The sequence below is a fragment of the Thalassotalea mangrovi genome, from assembly GCF_005116735.1.
Taxonomy (GTDB): Bacteria; Pseudomonadota; Gammaproteobacteria; order Enterobacterales; family Alteromonadaceae; genus Thalassotalea_A; species Thalassotalea_A mangrovi.
Genome location: NZ_SWDB01000033.1, coordinates 22,052 through 43,108, shown reverse-complemented (window position 1 = coordinate 43,108; position 21,057 = coordinate 22,052). Strand labels below are relative to the sequence as shown.

Here is a 21,057-nt window from a genome sequence, read left to right as displayed (position 1 = left end):
GTATTTATATGGCTTGTTATGTTCTGGGTATTGATTATGGCTCTGATTCGGTCAGGGCATTGTTAGTCAATCCTGAAACTGGCGAAGAAGTGGCGACCAGTGTTGAATTATATCCGCGATGGAATCAGGGTTTGTATTGTGATCCAGGCAAAGACCAATTTCGTCAGCACCCGCTTGATTACATTGATAGTTTAATTAACGCGGTTGCCAAACTGTGGCAGGTGGCACCTGAAAATGCCGCGCAGGATGTGATTGCGATTGGATTTGACACCACCGGCTCAACACCGATTGCGGTAAATGAGGATGGTGTAGCACTGGCACTAACTGAGGAATTTGCCCACAACCCTAATGCCATGTTTGTCCTTTGGAAAGATCATACGGCGATTCAGGAAGCGAAGGAAATTACCGATGCTGCCAACCGTTCGGATGAGAATTATTTAAAGTACGAAGGTGGCATCTATTCATCGGAGTGGTTCTGGGCGAAAGCCTTGCATGTGCTGCGTAATGATCCGGCGGTTCGAAACAAAGCTCACTTCTGGGTCGAACATTGTGACTGGATGTCGGCGCTGTTAACCGATACCACACACCCAGACTTGTTCCGGGCAAGTCGTTGCGCTGCCGGTCACAAGGTAATGTGGCATGAAAGCTGGGGTGGCTATCCTCCGAACGAATTTTTCACCAGTATTGATCCGTTATTGGACGGCTTACGAGATCGTCTTCCTGCGCAAACATACACCGCCGATCAGGTATGTGGTGAGCTAACCCCACAATGGGCTGAAAAGCTAGGGTTAAGGCAAGGTATTGCGGTTTCGTTTAGTGCTTTTGATTGTCACGCAGGCGCCGTTGCAGCCAATGTGAAACCAGGCGTGCTGACCAAAGTCATGGGCACATCGACCTGTGATATTACTGTCGCAGAATATAACGATATTGGCGATAACTGTATTAAAGGTATTTGTGGTCAGGTTGATGGTTCGGTGATGCCAGGATATATCGGATTGGAAGCCGGGCAGTCAGCGTTTGGAGACCTGTATGCCTGGTTCAGAAACCTGATTAGCTGGCCGCTACGTCATATCGACAATTGTGATGTTATTGATGCGGCGCAACAGGCTGAATTGCTTAAAGCGTTGGAAAATCAAACCCTGATTGCTCTTGGTGAAGCCGCGGCACGCATTCCTGTCGGCGGCACCGGTATTACCGCTCTTGACTGGGTTAATGGACGCAGGACGCCGGATGCTAACCAGGAAGTATCTATGGCGCTGACCGGACTGAAAATGGGCAGTGATGCGCCGCAGGTGTTTCATGCTTTGGTTGATGCCACAGCTTTTGGTGCCAGAGCGATCATTGACCGTTTCAAACAGCAGGGGGTTGCTATCGATCGGGTAGTCACCATTGGCGGAATTTCGAAAAAGTCGGATTACATCATGCAAACCTGTGCAGACGTTTGGAATTGTTCAATTGATGTGTTGGAGAGTGAGCAAAGCTGCGCTTTAGGTGCTGCTATTTATGCGGCTACGGCTGCTGCTAAACATCCAAGTGTCGCCAAAGCGCAGCAAGTAATGGCGTCTGGTGTTGCGAAAACATACCACCCAAATCCAGAAAATGCGGATAAGTACGATACCTTGTATCAACGCTATCAGGAGCTTGGCCTGTTTGTTGAAGGAGTTAGCCGATGAGCTTTATTGAACTTAAGCGTGAGGTTTACGAGGCCAATATGGAATTACAACACCGTAACCTGGTGACGTATACCTTTGGTAATGTCTCGCAAATTGATCGTGACCGGGCGGTCGTTGCCATAAAACCCAGTGGTGTGCCTTATGAGGCGTTAAAAGCTGAAGATATTGTCATCGTCGATCTTGAAAATAAGGTTGTTGATGGCAAATTTAATCCTTCTTCGGATACAAAAACGCACACCTACCTTTATCGTCAATGGTCGGATATTGGTGGTATTACCCACACTCATTCGACGTACGCGACGGCCTGGGCCCAGGCACAACTGGCAATTCCTTGTTTGGGTACTACTCAGGCTGATTATGTCTTTGGCGAGATACCCTGCGCGCCGGTGATGACTGACGCTCGTATCAATGGTGATTACGAAGAAGAAACCGGTGCCCAGATTGTCGACTGTTTCGCCGGCAGAGACCCGAATGAGTCACCTATGGTCATCGTCGCCGGTCACGCGCCATTTACCTGGGGAAAAGACGCGGCCAAGTCTGTCTACCACGCCGTTCTGCTCGAGGAAATCGCCAAGATGGCCTATTTGACGAAAACCTTAAACCCAGCAATTTCACCACTTAAACAAGGGCTGGTGGACAAACATTATTTACGTAAAAACGGCAAAAATGCCTATTACGGACAAGCTAGTTAAGGCTGGCGTGTAACCTAATTATGAGAGAGAAATCGTTATGAAAGTATTCGGTCCTAAACAAGTTTGGTTTATCACTGGCTCTCAAGACCTATACGGTCCTAAAGTGCTTGAAGAAGTAGCCAAAGACAGTCAACAGATTGTTGCCGGTTTTAACCAGTCATCGACAATTTCTGCGGAAATTGTTTATCAACCAACGGTTAAATCACCCAAAGAAATCCATGCGGTTTGCCAGCTAGCCAATCGTGATGAGAATTGTATTGGTGTGATTATGTGGATGCATACCTTTTCGCCGGCAAAAATGTGGATAGCCGGATTAAACGAATTAAAGAAACCATTCATGCATTTACATACTCAGTTTAATGCGGGTTTGCCGTGGGCTGACATTAACATGAATTACATGAACACTCATCAAAGTGCACACGGAGATCGAGAGTTCGGTTACATCGGTACTCGCATGCGCAAAGAGCGCAAGGTTGTGGTTGGTCACTGGCAAAAACAGGATGTGCAGCTGCAAATCGATGACTGGTGCCGAGCCGCTGCTGGTTGGCACGAGAGTCAGAATCTGAAAGTCGCGCGCTTTGGCGATAATATGCGTCAGGTTGCAGTGACCGAAGGAGACAAAGTCGCAGCGCAAATTCAATTTGGCTACGAAGTTCACGCACACGGTTTGGGTGAATTGTCCGAGGCGGTAAATTCAGTTACTCATGCTGAAGTCAGCGCTCAACTCGATTTATATGCGACAGAGTATGCGGTTGCTGATGACCTGTTCCGTGACGACCATAAGTTAAAGATGCTTAATAATGAAGCACGCCTGGAATTGGGCATGGAGCGATTTTTGGTTGCGGGTGGCTTTGGTGCATTTACTAACTGCTTTGAAAACCTGACCGGATTATCGGGACTGCCAGGACTGGCAACGCAGCGCCTGATGAGTAAAGGCTATGGCTATGGCGGTGAAGGCGATTGGAAAACGTCGGCAATGGTGCGCATTATGAAAGTCATGTCGGCGGGCCGGGAAGGTGGCACATCCTTCATGGAAGATTACACCTACAACTTCGGCGCCACCGATCAGGCACTTGGTGCACATATGCTGGAAGTATGTCCATCAATAGCGGCAGCCAAACCTGAGCTAGATGTCCATCTACATACCATTGGAATGCGCTGTGATGTCGCCCGACTGCTATTTAAAGGTAAGCCAGGTGCGGCGATAAACGTGTCGCCAATTGATCTGGGCAATCGTTTCAGAATCATTGTAAATGAAGTCGATGCAGTTAATCCTCCGGCCGAAACGCCTAATTTACCGGTAGCCTCTGCGCTATGGGAACCTCGCCCGAACCTGTCGGTTGCAGCCGCGGCCTGGATTCACGCCGGTGGTGCACATCATACTGCATACAGCCAGGCATTGACGGTAGATAATATTGCTGATTTTGCCGAAATGGCCGGCGTTGAGTTGACCGTCATCGATGCGGATACACGCATTCGCCAATTTAAGAATGAACTGCGACAAAATGCAGCTTACTATGGACTCGCGCAAGGGTTATAGTCTCTACATCAATAAATAAGCCGCCGATGGGCGGCTTTTTTATTGCATCATGGTTGCAGCCGATTAGTCAGCCAAGTAGCCGGTGACTCTACACTCAGCGTGTGTGATTGGTAAGAGCATTTAGCTTTGATTTGATATTGATACCAAAGGGCTAGAGAAACACTCTTGCAATATGTTAAAGAACCATATACTTATGATTATGTATGACGATTTTGACGCCATTATTTTTGATATGGATGGTACCCTGGTTGATAGCGGTCGCCTGCATCAGCATGCCTGGACAAAGACGTTGGAGCATTATGGCATCCCCGTTGATCCGCTATTAATGCGCTCGTTGGCAGGCATTCCCACCATCGGCACACTGGAGTATCTGATCGATCATTTTAAGCTCGACCTGGCATTGGATTTAACACAGGCGAATGCTTTTAAAGAGTCGATCGTTCGCGCAACAATGGCCAACTATGTTAAGCCTACCGCACTAGCAAATTTTGCTAAGGCTAATAAAGATATCAGGCCTATGGCGGTTGGAACCGGCGCCTATACAAACGAAGCTAAAACCATCCTCGATATTTGCGGCCTTGCCAGCCTGATTGATCATGTGGTTGGTGCCGATCAGGTGAAAAATCCGAAACCATCGCCTGACACCTTTTTACGATGTGCCCAGTTGATGGGAGTAGAGCCAAGGCGCTGTATCGTCTTTGAAGATGCTCGTAAAGGTATAGAAGCGGCACAGGCGGCGGGGATGTTTGTCGTCGATGTGGAACAAACCCTGCAGATTAAAAACGATTACTTTTTGTCTTAACCACTAGGTTTGACCCTGACCCTGCCGGTTTGGCAGAGTCAGGGTAGTAGGCAGGAATTATAACGCCATATTCTGTTGTTTCAGGTCAATGACGGTATTGATCACATTCTCCGTAGTAAATCCGAAGTGTTTCAATAAGTCAGCACCAGGCGCTGATTCACCAAATTGAGCCATACCAATCACTTTTCCATAACTACCGACATATTTGTGCCAGTAGTCGACGTGAGCAGCCTCAATGGCAACAATGGTTTTCACCTGTTTTGGCAGGACATGCTCTTTGTACGACTTGCTTTGTTGATCGAATACATTGGTACAGGGCATAGAAACCACCCGGACTTTGTGATCGGCTTCATTGAGTAATTGCGCCGCCTGGTTAGCGACACTCATTTCAGAACCAGTTGCAATCAGAATAATCTCTGGTTCACCATCGCAATCCGTTAAGATGTAACCACCTTTAGCGATATTTTCGACTTGCTGGGTATCGCGACTCTGGTGATCAAGATTCTGACGACTGAAAATTAACGCCGAAGGGCCGTCCTGGCGCTGAATTGCCGCTTTCCAGGCTACAGCTGTTTCTACCGTATCACAAGGTCGCCAGGTATGCAGGTTTGGTGTCATTCTTAAATTAGCCAGTTGTTCAACGGGCTGGTGGGTAGGTCCATCTTCACCCTGGCCAATGGAGTCATGAGTGTATACAAAAATATTTTGAATACCCATCAGCGCAGACATTCTGACGGCGTTGCGGGCGTACTCCATAAACATTAAAAACGTTGCACCATAATGGATAAATCCACCATGCAAGGAGATGCCGTTCATGATCGCACTCATCCCGAATTCACGAACACCATAATATACGTAATTGCCGTCAGCATCGTCTTTACTGATGCCCTTGGAACCAGACCAAAGGGTTAAATTTGAGCCCGCCAGGTCGGCCGACCCTCCCATTAACTCGGGTAGCATGGAGGCAAATACTTCGATGGTATTTTGTGATGCCTTGCGGCTGGCAATATGTTGCCCCTGTTGCTGACATATATTGATAAACAGGTCCGCTTTTTCAGCAAAGGAATCTGGCAGGGCACGTTCAATGACCCGGCGCTGAAACTCTGCCCCTAGTTCAGGATAGAGCTGCTGGTACTCCTGAAATAAGTGCTGCCATTGTGACTGGGATCGAGCGCCAGGTTCTCTGGCATCCCAGCCTTTGTAAACGTCATCAGGGACTTCAAATGGAGCATGTGGCCAATTGAGAAACTCACGACTGGCGGCAATTTCGTCCTTACCTAAAGGAGCTCCGTGGCAATCATGGCTGCCGGCTTTATTTGGTGAACCAAACCCGATGGTGGTTTTACAACAAATGAGTGTCGGTTTATCCGTAACCGTTTGTGCCTGTGCAATCGCAGCTCGAATTTCTTCAGGATTGTGGCCATCAACATGTTCGATTACGTGCCATTGGTACGCTTTAAATCGAGCTGGGGTGTTATCGGTAAACCAACCTTCGACGTGTCCATCGATGGAAATACCATTATCATCCCAAAACGCGATCAGTTTCCCTAAACCCAGGGTACCTGCCAGTGAGCATGCTTCATGGGAGATGCCTTCCATCAAACAACCGTCACCGAGAAAACAATAGGTGAAGTGGTCGACAATGTTGAACTGGTCACGATTAAAGTGTGCGGCCAGGGTTTGTTCGGCGATGGCCATGCCCACGGCATTAGCGATCCCCGCCCCTAATGGGCCGGTTGTGGTTTCGACTCCGGGGGTATAGCCGTATTCCGGGTGGCCGGGCGTTTTAGAATGTAACTGACGAAATCTTTTCAGTTCTTCTATCGGTAAATCGTAACCACTTAAGTGCAACAATGAGTAAATCAGCATTGAGCCATGGCCGTTACTCAACACAAACCGGTCACGGTCAGGCCAGGCAGGATCGTTCGGGTTATGTTTTAAGAAATCATTCCAGAGAACCTCGGCAATATCAGCCATTCCCATTGGCGCGCCGGGATGGCCTGAATTTGCCTGCTGTACGGCATCCATGCTAAGCGCACGGATCGCATTGGCGAGATTTTTTCTTGCGGTAGTCATCTTCTATCCTTATGTATTGCTAGCAGGCAACAGCTTCTTTTAAGAGGCTGGCAACTAGGCTTTCGAGTGTGCGCTGGTCTTTGGCGAAATTGCGAATACCTTCCGACAATTTTTCGGTTGCCATGGCACTTTCATTGAGGAGCCAGTCAAATTGCTGCTGACTTAATTTTTCTCCTTTGACTGCAGGTGCGGTTGTCGGGCGATCAGCCGATAATTTTGTGACCAGGGAACCTTCTGTTGCCTGCAGTTCGTTAAGGAGGGCAGGCGAGATGGTTAATAAATCGCATCCAGCCAGTTCGATAATTTCCGATATATTTCTGAAACTGGCTCCCATCACTACCGTGTTGTAGTTATTGGCCTTGTAATAGTCGTATATCGCAGTGACCGATTGCACCCCAGGATCGTCAGCACCGATAAAATCCTGGCCTTCGGCATTACGGTACCAATCTAAAATGCGACCCACGAAAGGAGATATCAGGGTTACATTCGCTTCGGCACAAGCAATCGCCTGAGGCATGCTGAATAACAAGGTGAGATTACAGGCAATCCCTTCTTTTTCCAGCTGTTCAGCGGCTTTAATCCCTTGCCAGGTTGAAGCCAGCTTGATCAATACCCGGTCTTTGCTAACCCCGGCTTGTTGGTACAATTCAATTAATTTTCGACCTTTGTCGATGCTGGCCTGAGTATCGAATGATAAACGGGCATCGACTTCGCTAGAGATTCTACCGGGAATGTGTTTTAAAATTTCACAGCCGAAATTGACGATAAGTTGATCACAAATCGCATCAATATCGTTGCCGGCTTTATCGATAGCGTCATTAACTAAATGTTGATATTGAGGCAACTTTGCTGCCTGTAAGATTAACGATGGATTGGTGGTAGCATCCGTAGGATTTAACTGTTTGATGGAGTCTACATCACCACTGTCTGCCACGACTACGGTGACCTTTTTGAGCTGTTCGAGTAAGTTCATATCAAGCCTTATCATCATGTTATTTTTTATTTGTAGTATGATAACACGAATAAACTAGTACCTTAAAGTATTCCGTTTTGGTTTTCACAAAAAAGCTTAAAAATTAAGCAAAGGTGCTGATTTATTGGGATAAAATAGTAGAATAATTACGGGAATGTGATTTAATGAAACAATTAAATACTAATTAATGTTATTGTAGTAACAATGTATTTCGCCTCGCAACAGGTGGAACTAACAATGTTAAACGAGGAGCACTATGGCCAATACCAAAAGTAACCGTCCGATAAGCATTCACAAATGGGTCACCGGCGAACTGGGTGCCCGTATCGTCGGCGGCGAGTACCGGCCAGGGGACTATATTCCTAATGAAACGAATTTAGGGGAAGAGTTAGGAGTGTCGCGTACTGCTCTGCGCGAAGCGTTCAAGACCCTGACTGCGAAAGGGTTGATTGAATCCAGGCCGAAGCTGGGAACCCGAATCACAGAAAAAAAACATTGGAATATGTTTGATTCTGATGTGTTGGAATGGTTTTTCAGGACCGAACCCTCGATAGAGTTTTATCACTCCCTGTTTGCGATCCGTGGAATCTTTGAACCTGCAGCGGCAAAACTGGCGGCGCAAAATCGGACCCAAGAGCAGGTAGTTCAGTTGGCCGAAGCTTATGAGAAAATGGAAAAAGCCTCGATAGGTACGGATGACGTGTTTACCAGCGATTTAGAATTTCATATGACTATTCTGGAAGCGACAAACAATGAGTTTGTTATTTCGCTTGGCAAAACCATACAAACCGCGTTAGCTGGCATTTTTAAGCTAAGTAGCTCGACCGAACAAGAATACATTGACGCGCTGCCTGGCCATAAGGCAATCTATCAAGCGATTGCCAATAAAGATGCTGACGGTGCTGAGCAGCAGATGTTAGTGTTACTTGACGAATCGGAGCAATCGGTAAAAGAGGCACTGGAGCGATAAATTCAGAAATCTATCTGTACTGTTATCGCTATCACCGAGTGACTCAAAAGCGCCAATCACCATAGCCATTCCCCTTCTATTATTATCGCCTGAGCCTGTAAGTCTGTTGCCAATTAACCAGATGGCTCTGGCGACATCTGCAAGCCCATTGATATTCATTCAACTTGCTGTCAGCCAGCAGCAACCTTGCTGATAAAGTTATGTCTGCCAGATTGCAAAAACGCGTCGATTGAGCTTCCATCCTTAGATTCTGCAAAGACCTATTTGCATCCGATTTTTACTGCCTGCATGAATTAAGTTTTTTCATTTATTGTAATGAATATTGCTCTAGTGTTATTGTAGTATTAATTGATTTTAGTGGCAGAAAGTCATGAGTGGCGAAGGTAAAAAGCTTAAATTGCGATCCGCGAGCTGGTTTGGAAGCAACGATAAAAACGGTTTTATGTATCGTAGCTGGATGAAAAACCAAGGGATTCCTGATCATCATTTTGATAACAAGCCGATTATTGGCATTTGTAACACCTGGTCAGAATTAACGCCCTGTAATGGCCACTTACGTGAATTGGCCGAAAAAGTGAAGAACGGCGTGCGCGAAGCTGGTGGTATTCCAGTCGAATTTCCGGTGTTTTCCAATGGTGAATCGAATCTGCGCCCAAGTGCAATGTTAACTCGCAACCTGGCAGCCATGGATACGGAAGAAGCCATTCGTGGCAACCCGATCGATGGCGTGGTTCTGTTAGTAGGTTGTGACAAGACCACCCCGGCTCTGCTGATGGGGGCTGCAAGTTGTAACTTACCGACCATCGTTGTGACCGGTGGCCCGATGCTAAACGGTAAGCACCAGGGGCAGGATGTTGGTTCAGGTACTTTAGTGTGGCAGACCCATGAAGATTTCAAAGCGGGCAACATCACATTAGATGAGTTCTTAAGTGCCGAATCGTCAATGTCACGTTCAACAGGTACCTGCAATACCATGGGCACAGCGTCAACAATGGCATGCATTGTTGAAAGTTTAGGGGTCAGTTTGCCACAGAATGCCGCTATCCCTGCACCTGATTCGCGTCGCCGGGTACTCGCCCATATGTCAGGCATGCGCATTGTCGAGATGGTGCGTGAAGATTTAAAACTGTCGAAGATACTGAGCAAAGATGCATTTATCAATGCAATTAAGACGGTTGCCGCGATCGGTGGCTCCACCAATGCGGTCATTCATTTAAAGGCGATTGCTGGGCGGGTCGGCGTATCGTTATCGCTGGAAGATTGGCGTCATGGGTACGACATACCAACGATAGTGAATCTTCAGCCGTCAGGACAATATCTGATGGAAGATTTTTATTATGCCGGCGGGCTTCCTGTCGTGTTGCGCACGTTAACCGAAAATAACCAATTGGCTGGCGATGCAATGACCGTTAATGGCCATACTATCTGGGATAATGTGAAAGCAGCCAAGTGCTTCAATAATGCGGTCATCAAGCCTTTTCAGACCCCGATATTTGCCAATGGTGGTATTCGCATATTACGCGGAAATCTGGCACCGAGAGGGGCGGTTATCAAGCCCTCGGCGGCAAGTACACACCTGCTCAAACATCGTGGTAAAGCCGTTGTGTTTGAGAGTTTTGATCATTATAAACAGCGCATAAATGACCCGGATTTAGACATCAGTGCCTCGAGTGTCATGGTGTTAAAAAATTGCGGGCCGAAAGGTTATCCGGGAATGGCCGAGGTGGGCAATATGGGGTTACCGCCAAAATTACTGAAACAAGGCGTTACTGATATGGTGCGTATTTCCGATGCCCGAATGAGCGGAACCGCATTTGGTACTGTGGTATTGCATGTAGCACCTGAAGCCATGGATTGTGGTCCGTTAGCTGCGGTCCGGGATGGTGATTACATTGAGTTGGACGCATTTGCGGGAACATTGCGACTCGACATCAACGAAGATGAACTGGCGCGGCGGATAGAACACCTCGAGTCGCAGCAACTGAATGTGCGCAGTGGCGGATATCTGGAATTGTTCCGGGAAAGGGTACTGCAAGCTGATGAAGGCTGTGATTTTGACTTTTTAGTTGGATGCCGAGGTGCTGAGGTGCCTCCACATTCGCATTAAAAATCATTGATTTCTGTTTTATAATGAACGTTTTAAGTATTTATCGGGTTTGTTATGGCATTAACTAATCGTTACCCAAGCCTTAGTGGCAAAAACGTATTGATTACCGGTGGCGGCACTGGCATCGGCGCGTGTTTGGTTGAAGCGTTTGCGGAGCAGGGAGCCAGAGTTTGCTTTATCGACATTCTCGCTGAACCATCGACTAAATTGGTGGACAGGCTGAATCAGGAATTCCCGGATGCCAGGGTAAAATTTTACCAGGCGGATTTATTGGACATCAGCAAGCTTCGTCAAGTGATCAAGGATATCGATGAAAATTTTGGTGGAGTTAGCATTTTAGTGAATAACGCTGCCAGTGATACTCGTCATCATGTCCAGGAAATTACCCCCGAGTATTGGGATGAGCGTATTAACACCAACCTAAGGCATTATTTTTTTGCGATTCAGGCAATACAGCCGCAAATGCAAAAACTAGGCGGCGGTTCCATCATTAATATGGGATCCATGTGCTGGCATGACTGCCACGAAGGGTTAGCAGGCTATTCGGCCGCCAAGGCCGGTGTCGTCGGCCTGACCCGGGGCCTGGCCAAAGACCTGGGCAAAGATAAAATTCGCATAAACACCATTACTCCGGGTTGGGTCATGACTGAACGGCAGCTGAGTCACTGGATTAATGAAAATACCATGAAGAAAATTGAAGAAAATCAATGTATCAAGGATTACGTGATGCCAGAAGACATTGCCGCAATGGCATTGTTTCTGGCATCTGAAGATAGTAAACATTGTACAGCACAGGACTTTATTGTTGATGGTGGCTGGATCTAACCTGGAATAAAAAATATAGAAATGAAAAACCTGTCAATTAGTGAACAAGTATTGAGTGACGATGCGCTAACAGCTCCTGTAAATTTGATTAAACTGACCAATAGCCATGGCTTGTCGGTTACCTTGTCGGATTTAGGAGCAAGCATCTGGGCCGCAAGCTTTGATAACTCTACCCAAAAAATTGATTTTGTATTGAATTATCAGAATCTTAGCGACTGGGCAAATAACCCATATTATTTCGGGGTTACCGCTGGCAGGGTGGCGAATCGCATTGCTAAAGCGTCGTATCAACATCAGGGAAAGGACTATAAACTTACTGCTAATGAAGGCCAAAACCAATTGCATGGTGGGCCCGGTGGCATCAGTACCCGTACCTGGGCATATGAGACTCAGTTGAGCGACCAGGATGCAGCGGTAACGTTTCGCTTAACCAGTGCCGACAAAGATCAGGGCTTTCCTGGCAATCTTGATATCGAGTTAGAATATCGCCTGACCAATAATAATGAATTGATCTTATCGTATAAGGCAATCGCCGATCAAAGCACTCCCGTTTGTCTTACCAATCACGCCTATTGGAATATAGCCGGCACCCACGTCGACGATGTGCTCGAGCAGACCTTGCAACTGCCAGCGAGTAACGTATTAGCATTGGATCAGGAGCAAATACCTACCGGTGAACTCATGCCTACGGCTGGCTCAGCATTTGATTTTAGCCAGGGTAAGGCGATTGGTGAGGATATTCAGCAGCTTGAAAATGGTTACGATCACTACTTTGTGATTGATCGCGACAACGATAAGTCTTTACAGAAAATGGCGAGTTTAACTGATCCGAAATCGGGCCGTAGCATGGAAATTTACTCTACCGAATTAGGAGTTCAGTTCTACAGTAGTAACTTTTTAGATGGTTCGTTGCCGGGCATTAATGGCAAACCATTAAACAAGCATGCCGCCCTGTGCCTGGAAACCCATGGCTATCCGGATGCAGTAAATCACGGTCATTTTCCCAATATTATTGTCAATAAAGGTGAAGAATACCGGCAAACCACGATACACCGTTTTTTAAACCTTCCATCGTCATCCTAATTAATAACTTCCAACAATAAATTAAAACTAACGCGTTAAAACGCGAACATAGCAAAGGTAACAACAATGCATATTCGTATTATTATATTATCTATATCAATACTTATGATAAATAAGGTCGCCGCCACTACCATAGGGTTTTCCCAAGTTGGCTCAGAAAGTGGTTGGCGCACCAGTTTCAGTGAATCGGTAAAGGCACAGGCACAAGCAAGAGGCATCGAATTGAAATTTAGCGATGCGCAACAAAAGCAGGAAAATCAAATCAAAGCCGTACGCAGTTTTATTGCTCAGGGCGTTGACGGCATCATTATTGCGCCGGTTGTTGAAACCGGCTGGAAGCCAGTGCTCAGGGAAGCAAAACGTGCACGTATTCCGGTTGTGATCGTTGATCGCAATATTAAAGTAAAGCAGCAATCGTTATTTTTGACCCGTATCGCCTCCGACTTTGAAGAAGAAGGCGAAAAAATTGCCAATTGGTTAATGGCCCAAACCAAGGGTGAGTGCGCGATTGCCGAATTACAGGGGACAGTAGGGGCGACCGCAGCTATCGACCGGGCCAAAGGTTTTAACCGGGTGCTGGCAAAATTTCCAAAAAGTAAAATTATCCGCAGTCAAACCGGAGAGTTTACCCGCAGCAAGGGTAAAGAAGTAATGGAAAGCTTTTTAAAAGCGGAGCAGGGTGGCAAGAACATTTGTGCGGTCTGGGCGCACAATGACGAAATGGCATTAGGGGCAATTCAGGCCATAAAAGAAGCGGGCTTGAAACCAGGAACTGATATTTTAATTGTTTCGGTTGATGGGGTTCCTGATTATTTTAAGGCCATGGCTGAAGGTGAAGCAAACGCAACCGTAGAACTGAGTCCTCATCTGGGTGGTCCGTCTTTTGACGCGATTGAAGCTCACCTTGCCGGTAAAAAAGTTCAAAAGCTGATCAGCACCACCGGTGACCTCTTTACCCAGGATACCGCTGCAGCGGAATACCAAAAACGACGCTTGCAGTAGGGGAAACTCGTGAATAAATCGCACTCTCTATTAACTAAGACCATGGGGATGTTATGCAGCCGGTTTTAGAATTAAAACATATCAGTAAGCGGTACCCTGGCGTAAAGGCCCTGGAAAACGTCGATTTTCGGATTTTTGCTGGCGAAGTGCATGCATTACTTGGCGAAAATGGTGCCGGTAAATCGACCTTGGTCAAAGTGATGACAGGAGCCGAATCGAAAACTGCTGGTGAAATCATCATCGACAATGTTGCGCATGAGTTTGCCACCCCAATCGCGGCCCAGAAAATGGGGATCAGCACCGTTTATCAGGAAGTAAACTTACTCCCTAATTTATCGGTTGCCCACAACCTGTTTCTAGGCCACGAACCCAAACGATATGGCTTGATTGACCATAAGGCGATGACAACGCAAGCAGAACAATTGTTAAGCCGCTTTAAGCTAGATATTGATGTTAATGCTGATCTGGCAAAGTATTCGGTAGCGGTGCAGCAATTAGTTGCCATTGCCCGGGGCGTTGCTATGTCTGCCCAAGTCCTGGTGCTTGATGAGCCGACGGCGAGCCTTGATGCCGAAGAGGTGCAAACCTTGTTCGCAGTGATGGAGCAACTTCGCTCACAGGGGGTTGCCATTGTCTTTATCACCCATTTCCTTGATCAGGTATATCAAATCAGTGACCGCATTACCGTACTTCGCAATGGTAAACAGGTTGGTGAGTATTTAACCGCCGAACTACCGCAAACGAAACTGGTTGAGGCGATGTTAGGTAAAGAGTTGCAACAACTAACAGCTCGCCGTTCAAATCCTGACGATAAGCACATGGCAGGCGATGACGAAAATGCCGTAACGTTCAGCAATGTCAGTGCCAAAGGCTCAATTCAGGAGTTTGACCTGGAAGTACCCAAAGGCCAGGCGATTGGCCTTGCAGGCCTGCTGGGATCGGGTCGAACCGAAGTCTGTAACGCCTTGTTTGGTATCGACACCTTATCGTCCGGTAGCATTAGCCTTGGCGGTAAAGTTTTACAGCTGTCGCAGCCCAGCGACGCGATACACGCTGGTATAGCTTTGTGTCCAGAGGACCGGAAAACGGATGGTATCATCGCACCACTTTCGATTCGCGAAAATATCATTCTGGCACTCCAGGCGAAACTGGGCTGGTGGCGCTACCTGTCTAAAACGAAGCAACAGACCCTCGCCGACTTTTATATCGATAAACTACAAATTGCCACGCCGGATGCTGACAAACCTATTGGCCAACTCAGTGGCGGCAATCAACAAAAGGTGATTCTGGCGCGTTGGTTAGCGGTTGAACCAACCTTATTGGCACTGGATGAACCAACACGAGGTATCGATATTGGCGCTCATGCCGAAATACTGGCGCTGATTAAGTCGTTGTGTGATGAAGGGATGTCATTATTGGTGACATCGTCAGAGCTCGAAGAATTAGTCGCATTTGCGAATAAAGTTGTGGTGTTACGCGATAGAAAAAAAGTGACCGAACTCAAAGGTCAGCAGCTGACATCACAACACGTGATGCAAGCCATCGCGGAGGGGTAAATGAAAGATTCAATACAAACAGTATCTGCAGGTGCAGATCATAAACTATCAGAGCAAGACCTGGCTGAGGCTAAGGCAGCTCGCTATCAGGCAGGGAAAAGTAACAGTGTTGGCCGTTATATCTGGCCGGTTTGTGCGCTGGCGTTATTGTTGGCAGTAAATTTACTGTTAGATGCCAGCTTTTTCTCAATATCGTACCAGGATGGACGTTTCTACGGCTCTCTCATTGATATTTTAAATCGCAGTGCCCCAGTGGCGTTGTTGGCCATTGGCATGAGTCTGGTAATTGCCACCGGCGGCATCGATCTCTCCGTTGGCGCAGTCATGGCAATTGTTGGTGCCGTGTGCGCTAATTTACTGATAACCGATATCAGTGTTTTCGCGGTCATCATTATTGGCCTGAGCACAGGTATCCTCGCCGGTGTTATCAATGGGGCGTTGGTAAGTTACTTATCGATTCAACCCATTGTTGCCACCTTGTTATTGATGGTTGCCGGACGAGGCGTTGCGCAACTGATCAATCAGGGACAGATTGTCACCTTTCAAAATGATACGTTCAGCGCCATTGGCGTTGGCAACTGGCTCGGCCTGCCAATGCCAGTGTGGTTGGTTATTGCCACGCTTTTATTTTGCCAGCTACTGGTCCGGCGTACCGCATTGGGTCTGTTTATCGAAGCCGTAGGCTGTAATGCCAGTGCCAGTCGATACATGGGGATTAATGACCGACACGTTAAATTATTTGCATACGCAATGGCGGGATTGTGCGCGGCTATGGCGGGCATGATCGCCACTGCAGACATTCAAGGCTCCGATGCGAATAACGCTGGGCTGTGGCTTGAGCTTGATGCAATCCTGGCAGTCGTTATTGGTGGTGCGGCACTGACCGGCGGCCGGTTTTCACTGGCGCTTTCTATCATTGGTGCGTTAATTATCCAAACGCTGGCGACAACCATTATTGTCAGTGGTTTACCGGCAAAATTTAATCTGCTGATCAAGGCTATCGTGATCCTGGTTGTCCTGTTGCTGCAATCGGAGAAGTTTAGAAATCAATGCAAACAGTTATTGCGAATCAGCGCCAGGGGAGATGTGTAATGTTTAAACAACGTTATTTGCCTTTATGGATCACCACGTCATTATTGATGGTACTTTTTTTGATTGGCTCAATGCAGTTTGATGGTTTTGCCAGCTCCCGGGTGGTAATGAACTTATTCAGTGACAATGCATTTTTGATGATCACCGCCATCGGTATGACCCTGGTGATTATCTCTGGCGGCATTGACTTGTCGGTAGGGGCGGTGATCGCACTAAGCGGCGTTGCCACAAGCGTTTTGATTACCCAGTATCAATGGCATCCATTGGCAGCATTTGCCCTGATCCTGCCGGCAGGTACTTTGTTTGGTGCGCTTATGGGTACGATTATTTACAGCTATCGACTACAGCCTTTCATCGTAACCCTGGCCGGTATGTTTCTGGCCCGAGGACTCGCAACAACGTTAAGTGAACAGTCATTGGAGATTGATCACCCGTTTTACGATTTTGTCGCAGACTTTGGCTTTGAGCTGCCTGGTGCTGCCTGGCTCGATCTGAGCACTCTCATATTTGCGTCTGTGTTCCTGCTGGCAATTTTGCTGATGCATTATAGTCGCCTGGGGAACAATATTTATGCATTAGGGGGTAATGAGCATTCCGCCCAACTGATGGGCGTGCCGGTAAAACGAACGACCATCACCATTTATGCGGCGAGCAGTTTCCTGGCGACTCTCGCGGGTATTGTATTCACCTTTTATACCTTCTCAGGCTACGCACTGGCGGCAGTAGGGGTTGAACTGGATGCGATAGCTGCAGTCGTGATTGGAGGTACGTTACTGACCGGCGGCCGCGGATTTGTAGCAGGTACCATACTGGGTGTGCTGTTAATGGGGGTCATACAAACCTATATAAGCTTTGATGGCAGCCTCAGCAGTTGGTGGACCAAAATTGTGATTGGTCTGTTGTTGTTTTTCTTTATCGTCCTGCAAAAAGGCCTTAATGGCAAACCAGCAAAAACAATTACTAGTCACTAACAACGAAACCCAGTCACCATAATGGTCACTGGGTTTTTTACAGGAGCGCTTATGCAAAACTCTTTGATATCGTATTTTCGTACATTCTGCTCATTGGTCAGCAGACCAATATCGATGTTGCTCTGGACTGTTGCATTGATGTTGTGTTTGCCGCTTACCGGGGTCCATGCGGAGGACTCCCTTAGCGTCAATCGAAAAGCAAACCTGGTGCTTAATCGAGCCGATCCCTGGGTTTATCGGTCCGAGTCCGGGCATTACTACTTTACCGCTTCGGTACCGGAATTTGACCGCATTATTTTGCGACAATCCGCCACCATTGATGGTTTGAGTGAAGCAAACGAACAAGTTATCTGGCGCCAACATCCCAGCGGTGAGATGAGTGCCAATATCTGGGCGCCAGAGTTACATCGTATCGATGGAGCCTGGTATATCTACTTTGCTGCGGGAAAACAGGAAGCACCGTTTTCAATTCGCATGTATGTTTTGCAAAACACGTCCACGGATCCTATGCAGGGACAATGGACTGAGCTGGGTAGATTGGTAACCGCCCGTGATACGTTTTCTCTCGATGCCACCAGTTTTACCCATGGTCAAAAGCGATACCTGGTTTGGGCTCAGCAGGATGATGCACGCAGTTATAACAGCGGCCTGGTGCTGGCTGAGCTCGATTCGCCAAACGCGGTATCGGGTAAAGAAGTCTACATTGCTGAACCGACATACGATTGGGAGGAGCGGGGTTTTAAGGTCAATGAAGGAGCGGCGGTTTTAAAGCGACACGGTAAAATATTCATTACTTATTCGGCCAGTGCTACCGATCATCGTTACGCCATGGGTTTACTTTGGGCCGATGAAAATGCTGATCTACTCGACCCCGCAAGTTGGCATAAATTGCCTGAACCTGTGTTCACAACCAACGAATCCTTGTTTCGGTTTGGACCGGGACATAATAGTTTTACCCTGGCAGAAGATGGCAAAACGGATATGATGATTTATCATGCCCGTGACTATAAAAAACTGCAGGGAACGCCATTGACGGATGGAAATCGTCATACCCGATATCGGCAAATAACCTGGACGCAAGACGGTTTTCCTGAGTTTCACAATAATCGCGGTGATTAAAGCCAGGTAGATGCCAGAGGCAAGGGACGCCTGATTACAGGTCGCGGTAAGGGAATCGGTAAATCAGAGAGTTAAAAAAAGCCATCTGCTTAGCAGATGGTTTTTTTTTGGGGTCAGTGTTTTAATAATCGAATGCCATACAGACCCCCGGCAATGGAGTCTTTGTGTGCTTTAAACGTGATGCGAAGGTAATGGCTGTCGGTTGGCAATAAATGGCTTGGAATAGGGTAGTCAACGCTGTAAAACGTTGCTCCTTTGTCACCGCTTAATGACACGCTAGTCAGCAGTTTATTGTCAATCAGAATATCAAAACGTCGATCTTTGTCTAAGCCAAAATACGTAAGCCGTAGCACAGGGTTTGTCTCACCTTTGGTATTTAATCGGTAACTAAACCAATCATGGGCATGGCGCCAGTGCCTGCGGCCATTAATACCAGCTTCACTGTTTTGCCCTTCAAAAAAGTGATCCGCCTCCGGTTGCTGCTGTCCCGGAGCAATAACATCCAGAGTGTTTTCAGCCAGGGCCTTTTCGCGTTGGGCGACTAATTGAAGTTGTTGCTTTTGTGCCTGCCAGTCTTTGCCATTTACCTGAGGAAAATACAGGGTATAGCGGCTGTCATGTAAACGGAAAAATGGTATTAACTCGAGTGGCGCCGACTGGTTCATGCTGGCATCTGTGGTAGAAAACCTGAGTTTCTCGCTATCGGTACGTTTGATGTGTTGCAAAAAAGAGTCGCCATCGCTGATAAACAAAGGCGCTTCGGTTAGATCACACAGTGGACCCTGGGCAATGTGGCCCATTCGCGAACTGTCGGCAATGAAATTTAAGGTTTCGTTAGCAAAGGGCAGGGTTTTGGCGGCCAGAACAATGGGACCATGCAAAATTGAGTAATAATTTGACTGATCCGGAAGTTGTTCAAGCGTGGTTTGCATGGGAACACGCACATTGATCTCGTCACCCGCCTGCCATTCTCGATCGAGCGTAATGTATTGTCCCGGCCTGGCGGAGATAGCTACAGGTTTGCCGTTAACCGATAATTCAATATTATGATTTACCCATGCCGGATACCGAATGTTGAGTGCAAACTTACCACTATCGTGAATGACAATTTTGCTACTATCGGAGTCAGGAAAGGCGGTTGTTTGTGAGAATCTAATATTTTTAGCAGCCCAGTTTACCTGCGAATCGATAAACAGGTTGATATAGAACTGATTATCCCCGGCGCTATATATCATTTCGCCGTATTTAGAGTGGTTTTCAATCCCCGAACCGACGCAGCACCACATTCCCTCAGATACGGCTGAATACATTCGGTAGTGATTGGGACGCATCGGCGTAAAATAGACTAACCCACCGTGGACGGGGTGCTGAGAGGATAAGATGTGATTAAACAGTGCCCGTTCATAGTAGTCGAGATAGTTTAATTCGCCTTTTTGCTGATAAAGAAGTTTTGAAAGCTTGAGCATATTATAGGTATTACAGGTTTCCGGCCCCTCCACATCCTTGACCATACTGGAAAAGTCTTCGCTGGGATGGAAGTGCTCGCGCACACTGTTGCCGCCAATGCTGACACTGCGTTTAGTTACCACCTGCTGCCAAAAATAATCGGCACTTGCCAGCCAACTGTGATCGTTTGCCAGACTGGCGATGCGGGCAACGCCAACGATTTTGGGTATTTGCGTATTGGCATGGAGGCCATTGAGCTTATCCTGCTGAGCCAACAATGGGGTCAATAAAGACATGTCAGTATAACGCCTGGCTAGGGTGAGGTATTTCTGCTCGCCAGTGATTTGATAAACATCAGCCAGAGTCTCATTTAGTCCACCGTATTCTGTACGCAGCATGGTTTGCAGTTGCTGGTCATTCAATTTATTACTTAAGGCTAGCATCCAGTCGCTAAACTCAATGAGCATCGTTTTGGCTTGTTGGTTATCCGTATAAAGATAGGCGTCCCTGAGGCCGGAAAATACTTTATGCAGGTTATACCAGGGTACCCAGCTTTGGTTTAAGGTAAACAAGTCGGCTTGTATGTTACCTGCAGCGATTTCTTTCCAAATGCGAGTGCCATCAGGGACGGCACCGAGATAGCCATTACCGTGTTGCTGCTGACATTTGGCTAGTTCAGCCACCATATAGTTGAGGCGGGCTAATACTTCCTTATCACCGGTCGAAGCATACATCAGTGACAGGGCGGTCAGATAATGACCGCCAATATGACCGTCGAGTCCGGTATTCTCCCAGTTAGGATAACTTTCTGTGTTAACCGGCAGGTTCGCTTCACGACGGTAGGGCGCTAATAAGCGTTCTGGATCCATCGCTAACAAATAGGATAAATTGGTTTGCTGAGCATGCAGGAACGGTCCATCGGTGATCCTGACATCCGTAAGTGGGATGGCTTGTAGCGGTGTCCCTACAGAAATTGAGCTATAGCTGAACGCTACAAATAACAACACCTTGAGTACTAATTTTTTCATTATTATTGGCTTATTTTTTATGACAAAAAAGCCCCTAAATAATAAATTACCAGGGGCCACTTGGGTTGCGCGAGCAAATCTTACCTTCACAGCAGAAGGCTA

At 47.2% G+C, this 21,057-nt stretch carries 16 protein-coding genes; 13 read left to right on the top strand and 3 right to left on the bottom strand.

What is annotated here, in order from left to right:
- Positions 1 to 8: 8 nt before the first annotated feature.
- The 4 genes from E8M12_RS13785 to E8M12_RS13770 all read left to right on the top strand — a co-directional run bounded on the left by E8M12_RS13785 (position 9) and on the right by E8M12_RS13770 (position 4,707).
- The gene (locus E8M12_RS13785) at positions 9 to 1,673 is read left to right on the top strand and encodes a ribulokinase (protein ID WP_136736845.1); all 1,665 of its coding nucleotides are present in this window, start codon (positions 9 to 11) and stop codon (positions 1,671 to 1,673) included.
- On the top strand, positions 1,670 to 2,365 hold the full coding sequence (locus E8M12_RS13780; protein WP_136736844.1) for an L-ribulose-5-phosphate 4-epimerase: 696 nt from the start codon (positions 1,670 to 1,672) through the stop codon (positions 2,363 to 2,365). The genes E8M12_RS13785 and E8M12_RS13780 overlap by 4 nt, the downstream gene beginning before the upstream one ends.
- 37 nt (positions 2,366 to 2,402) lie before the next feature.
- Positions 2,403 to 3,905 carry an L-arabinose isomerase gene (gene araA / locus E8M12_RS13775; protein WP_136736843.1) on the top strand — a complete coding sequence of 501 codons (1,503 nt, stop codon included), beginning with the start codon at positions 2,403 to 2,405 and terminating at the stop codon, positions 3,903 to 3,905.
- Positions 3,906 to 4,104: 199 nt separating this feature from the next.
- Positions 4,105 to 4,707: a beta-phosphoglucomutase family hydrolase gene (locus tag E8M12_RS13770; protein ID WP_136736872.1), complete on the top strand. Its 603-nt coding sequence runs from the start codon at positions 4,105 to 4,107 to the stop codon at positions 4,705 to 4,707.
- 57 nt (positions 4,708 to 4,764) lie between these two features.
- Here E8M12_RS13770 and tkt read toward each other — a convergent pair whose 3' ends face one another.
- Together tkt and tal are read right to left on the bottom strand one after the other, a co-directional pair.
- Positions 4,765 to 6,783, bottom strand: a complete 2,019-nt coding sequence (gene tkt / locus E8M12_RS13765) for a transketolase (RefSeq protein WP_136736842.1) — start codon at positions 6,781 to 6,783, stop codon at positions 4,765 to 4,767.
- Between the two features lie 19 nt (positions 6,784 to 6,802).
- The gene (tal, locus tag E8M12_RS13760) at positions 6,803 to 7,756 is read right to left on the bottom strand and encodes a transaldolase (protein ID WP_136736841.1); all 954 of its coding nucleotides are present in this window, start codon (positions 7,754 to 7,756) and stop codon (positions 6,803 to 6,805) included.
- Between the two features lie 256 nt (positions 7,757 to 8,012).
- Here tal and E8M12_RS13755 point away from each other — a divergent pair, with 256 nt between their 5' ends.
- The 9 genes from E8M12_RS13755 (at position 8,013) to E8M12_RS13715 (ending at position 18,481) form a co-directional block, all read left to right on the top strand.
- Positions 8,013 to 8,726: a FadR/GntR family transcriptional regulator gene (locus E8M12_RS13755; protein ID WP_136736840.1), complete on the top strand. Its 714-nt coding sequence runs from the start codon at positions 8,013 to 8,015 to the stop codon at positions 8,724 to 8,726.
- 370 nt (positions 8,727 to 9,096) lie between these two features.
- Positions 9,097 to 10,833, top strand: coding sequence for an IlvD/Edd family dehydratase (locus E8M12_RS13750; RefSeq protein ID WP_136736839.1), 1,737 nt, complete (start codon positions 9,097 to 9,099; stop codon positions 10,831 to 10,833).
- A gap of 54 nt (positions 10,834 to 10,887) precedes the next feature.
- On the top strand, positions 10,888 to 11,658 hold the full coding sequence (locus tag E8M12_RS13745; protein ID WP_136736838.1) for an SDR family NAD(P)-dependent oxidoreductase: 771 nt from the start codon (positions 10,888 to 10,890) through the stop codon (positions 11,656 to 11,658).
- A gap of 21 nt (positions 11,659 to 11,679) precedes the next feature.
- Positions 11,680 to 12,741, top strand: coding sequence for an aldose epimerase family protein (locus E8M12_RS13740; protein ID WP_136736837.1), 1,062 nt, complete (start codon positions 11,680 to 11,682; stop codon positions 12,739 to 12,741).
- A 105-nt stretch (positions 12,742 to 12,846) separates the two neighbouring features.
- Positions 12,847 to 13,743, top strand: coding sequence for an ABC transporter substrate-binding protein (locus tag E8M12_RS13735; protein ID WP_281277722.1), 897 nt, complete (start codon positions 12,847 to 12,849; stop codon positions 13,741 to 13,743).
- A gap of 53 nt (positions 13,744 to 13,796) precedes the next feature.
- Positions 13,797 to 15,299, top strand: coding sequence for a sugar ABC transporter ATP-binding protein (locus E8M12_RS13730; RefSeq protein WP_136736835.1), 1,503 nt, complete (start codon positions 13,797 to 13,799; stop codon positions 15,297 to 15,299).
- Positions 15,300 to 16,391 carry an ABC transporter permease gene (locus tag E8M12_RS13725; RefSeq protein ID WP_136736834.1) on the top strand — a complete coding sequence of 364 codons (1,092 nt, stop codon included), beginning with the start codon at positions 15,300 to 15,302 and terminating at the stop codon, positions 16,389 to 16,391. It begins immediately after the preceding gene.
- A complete protein-coding gene (yjfF, locus tag E8M12_RS13720) occupies positions 16,391 to 17,362 on the top strand; it encodes a galactofuranose ABC transporter, permease protein YjfF (protein ID WP_136736833.1) in 972 nt (323 codons plus the stop codon). Before E8M12_RS13725 ends, yjfF begins: the two co-directional genes overlap by 1 nt.
- 114 nt (positions 17,363 to 17,476) lie before the next feature.
- Complete coding sequence (locus E8M12_RS13715) at positions 17,477 to 18,481, top strand: glycoside hydrolase family 43 protein (RefSeq protein WP_169303147.1); 1,005 nt, start codon at positions 17,477 to 17,479, stop codon at positions 18,479 to 18,481.
- Positions 18,482 to 18,594: 113 nt separating this feature from the next.
- Here E8M12_RS13715 and E8M12_RS13710 read toward each other — a convergent pair whose 3' ends face one another.
- Positions 18,595 to 20,955 (bottom strand): glycoside hydrolase family 127 protein, encoded by a 2,361-nt coding sequence (locus tag E8M12_RS13710; protein ID WP_136736831.1) that lies wholly within the window; start codon positions 20,953 to 20,955, stop codon positions 18,595 to 18,597.
- Positions 20,956 to 21,057 lie beyond the last annotated feature (102 nt).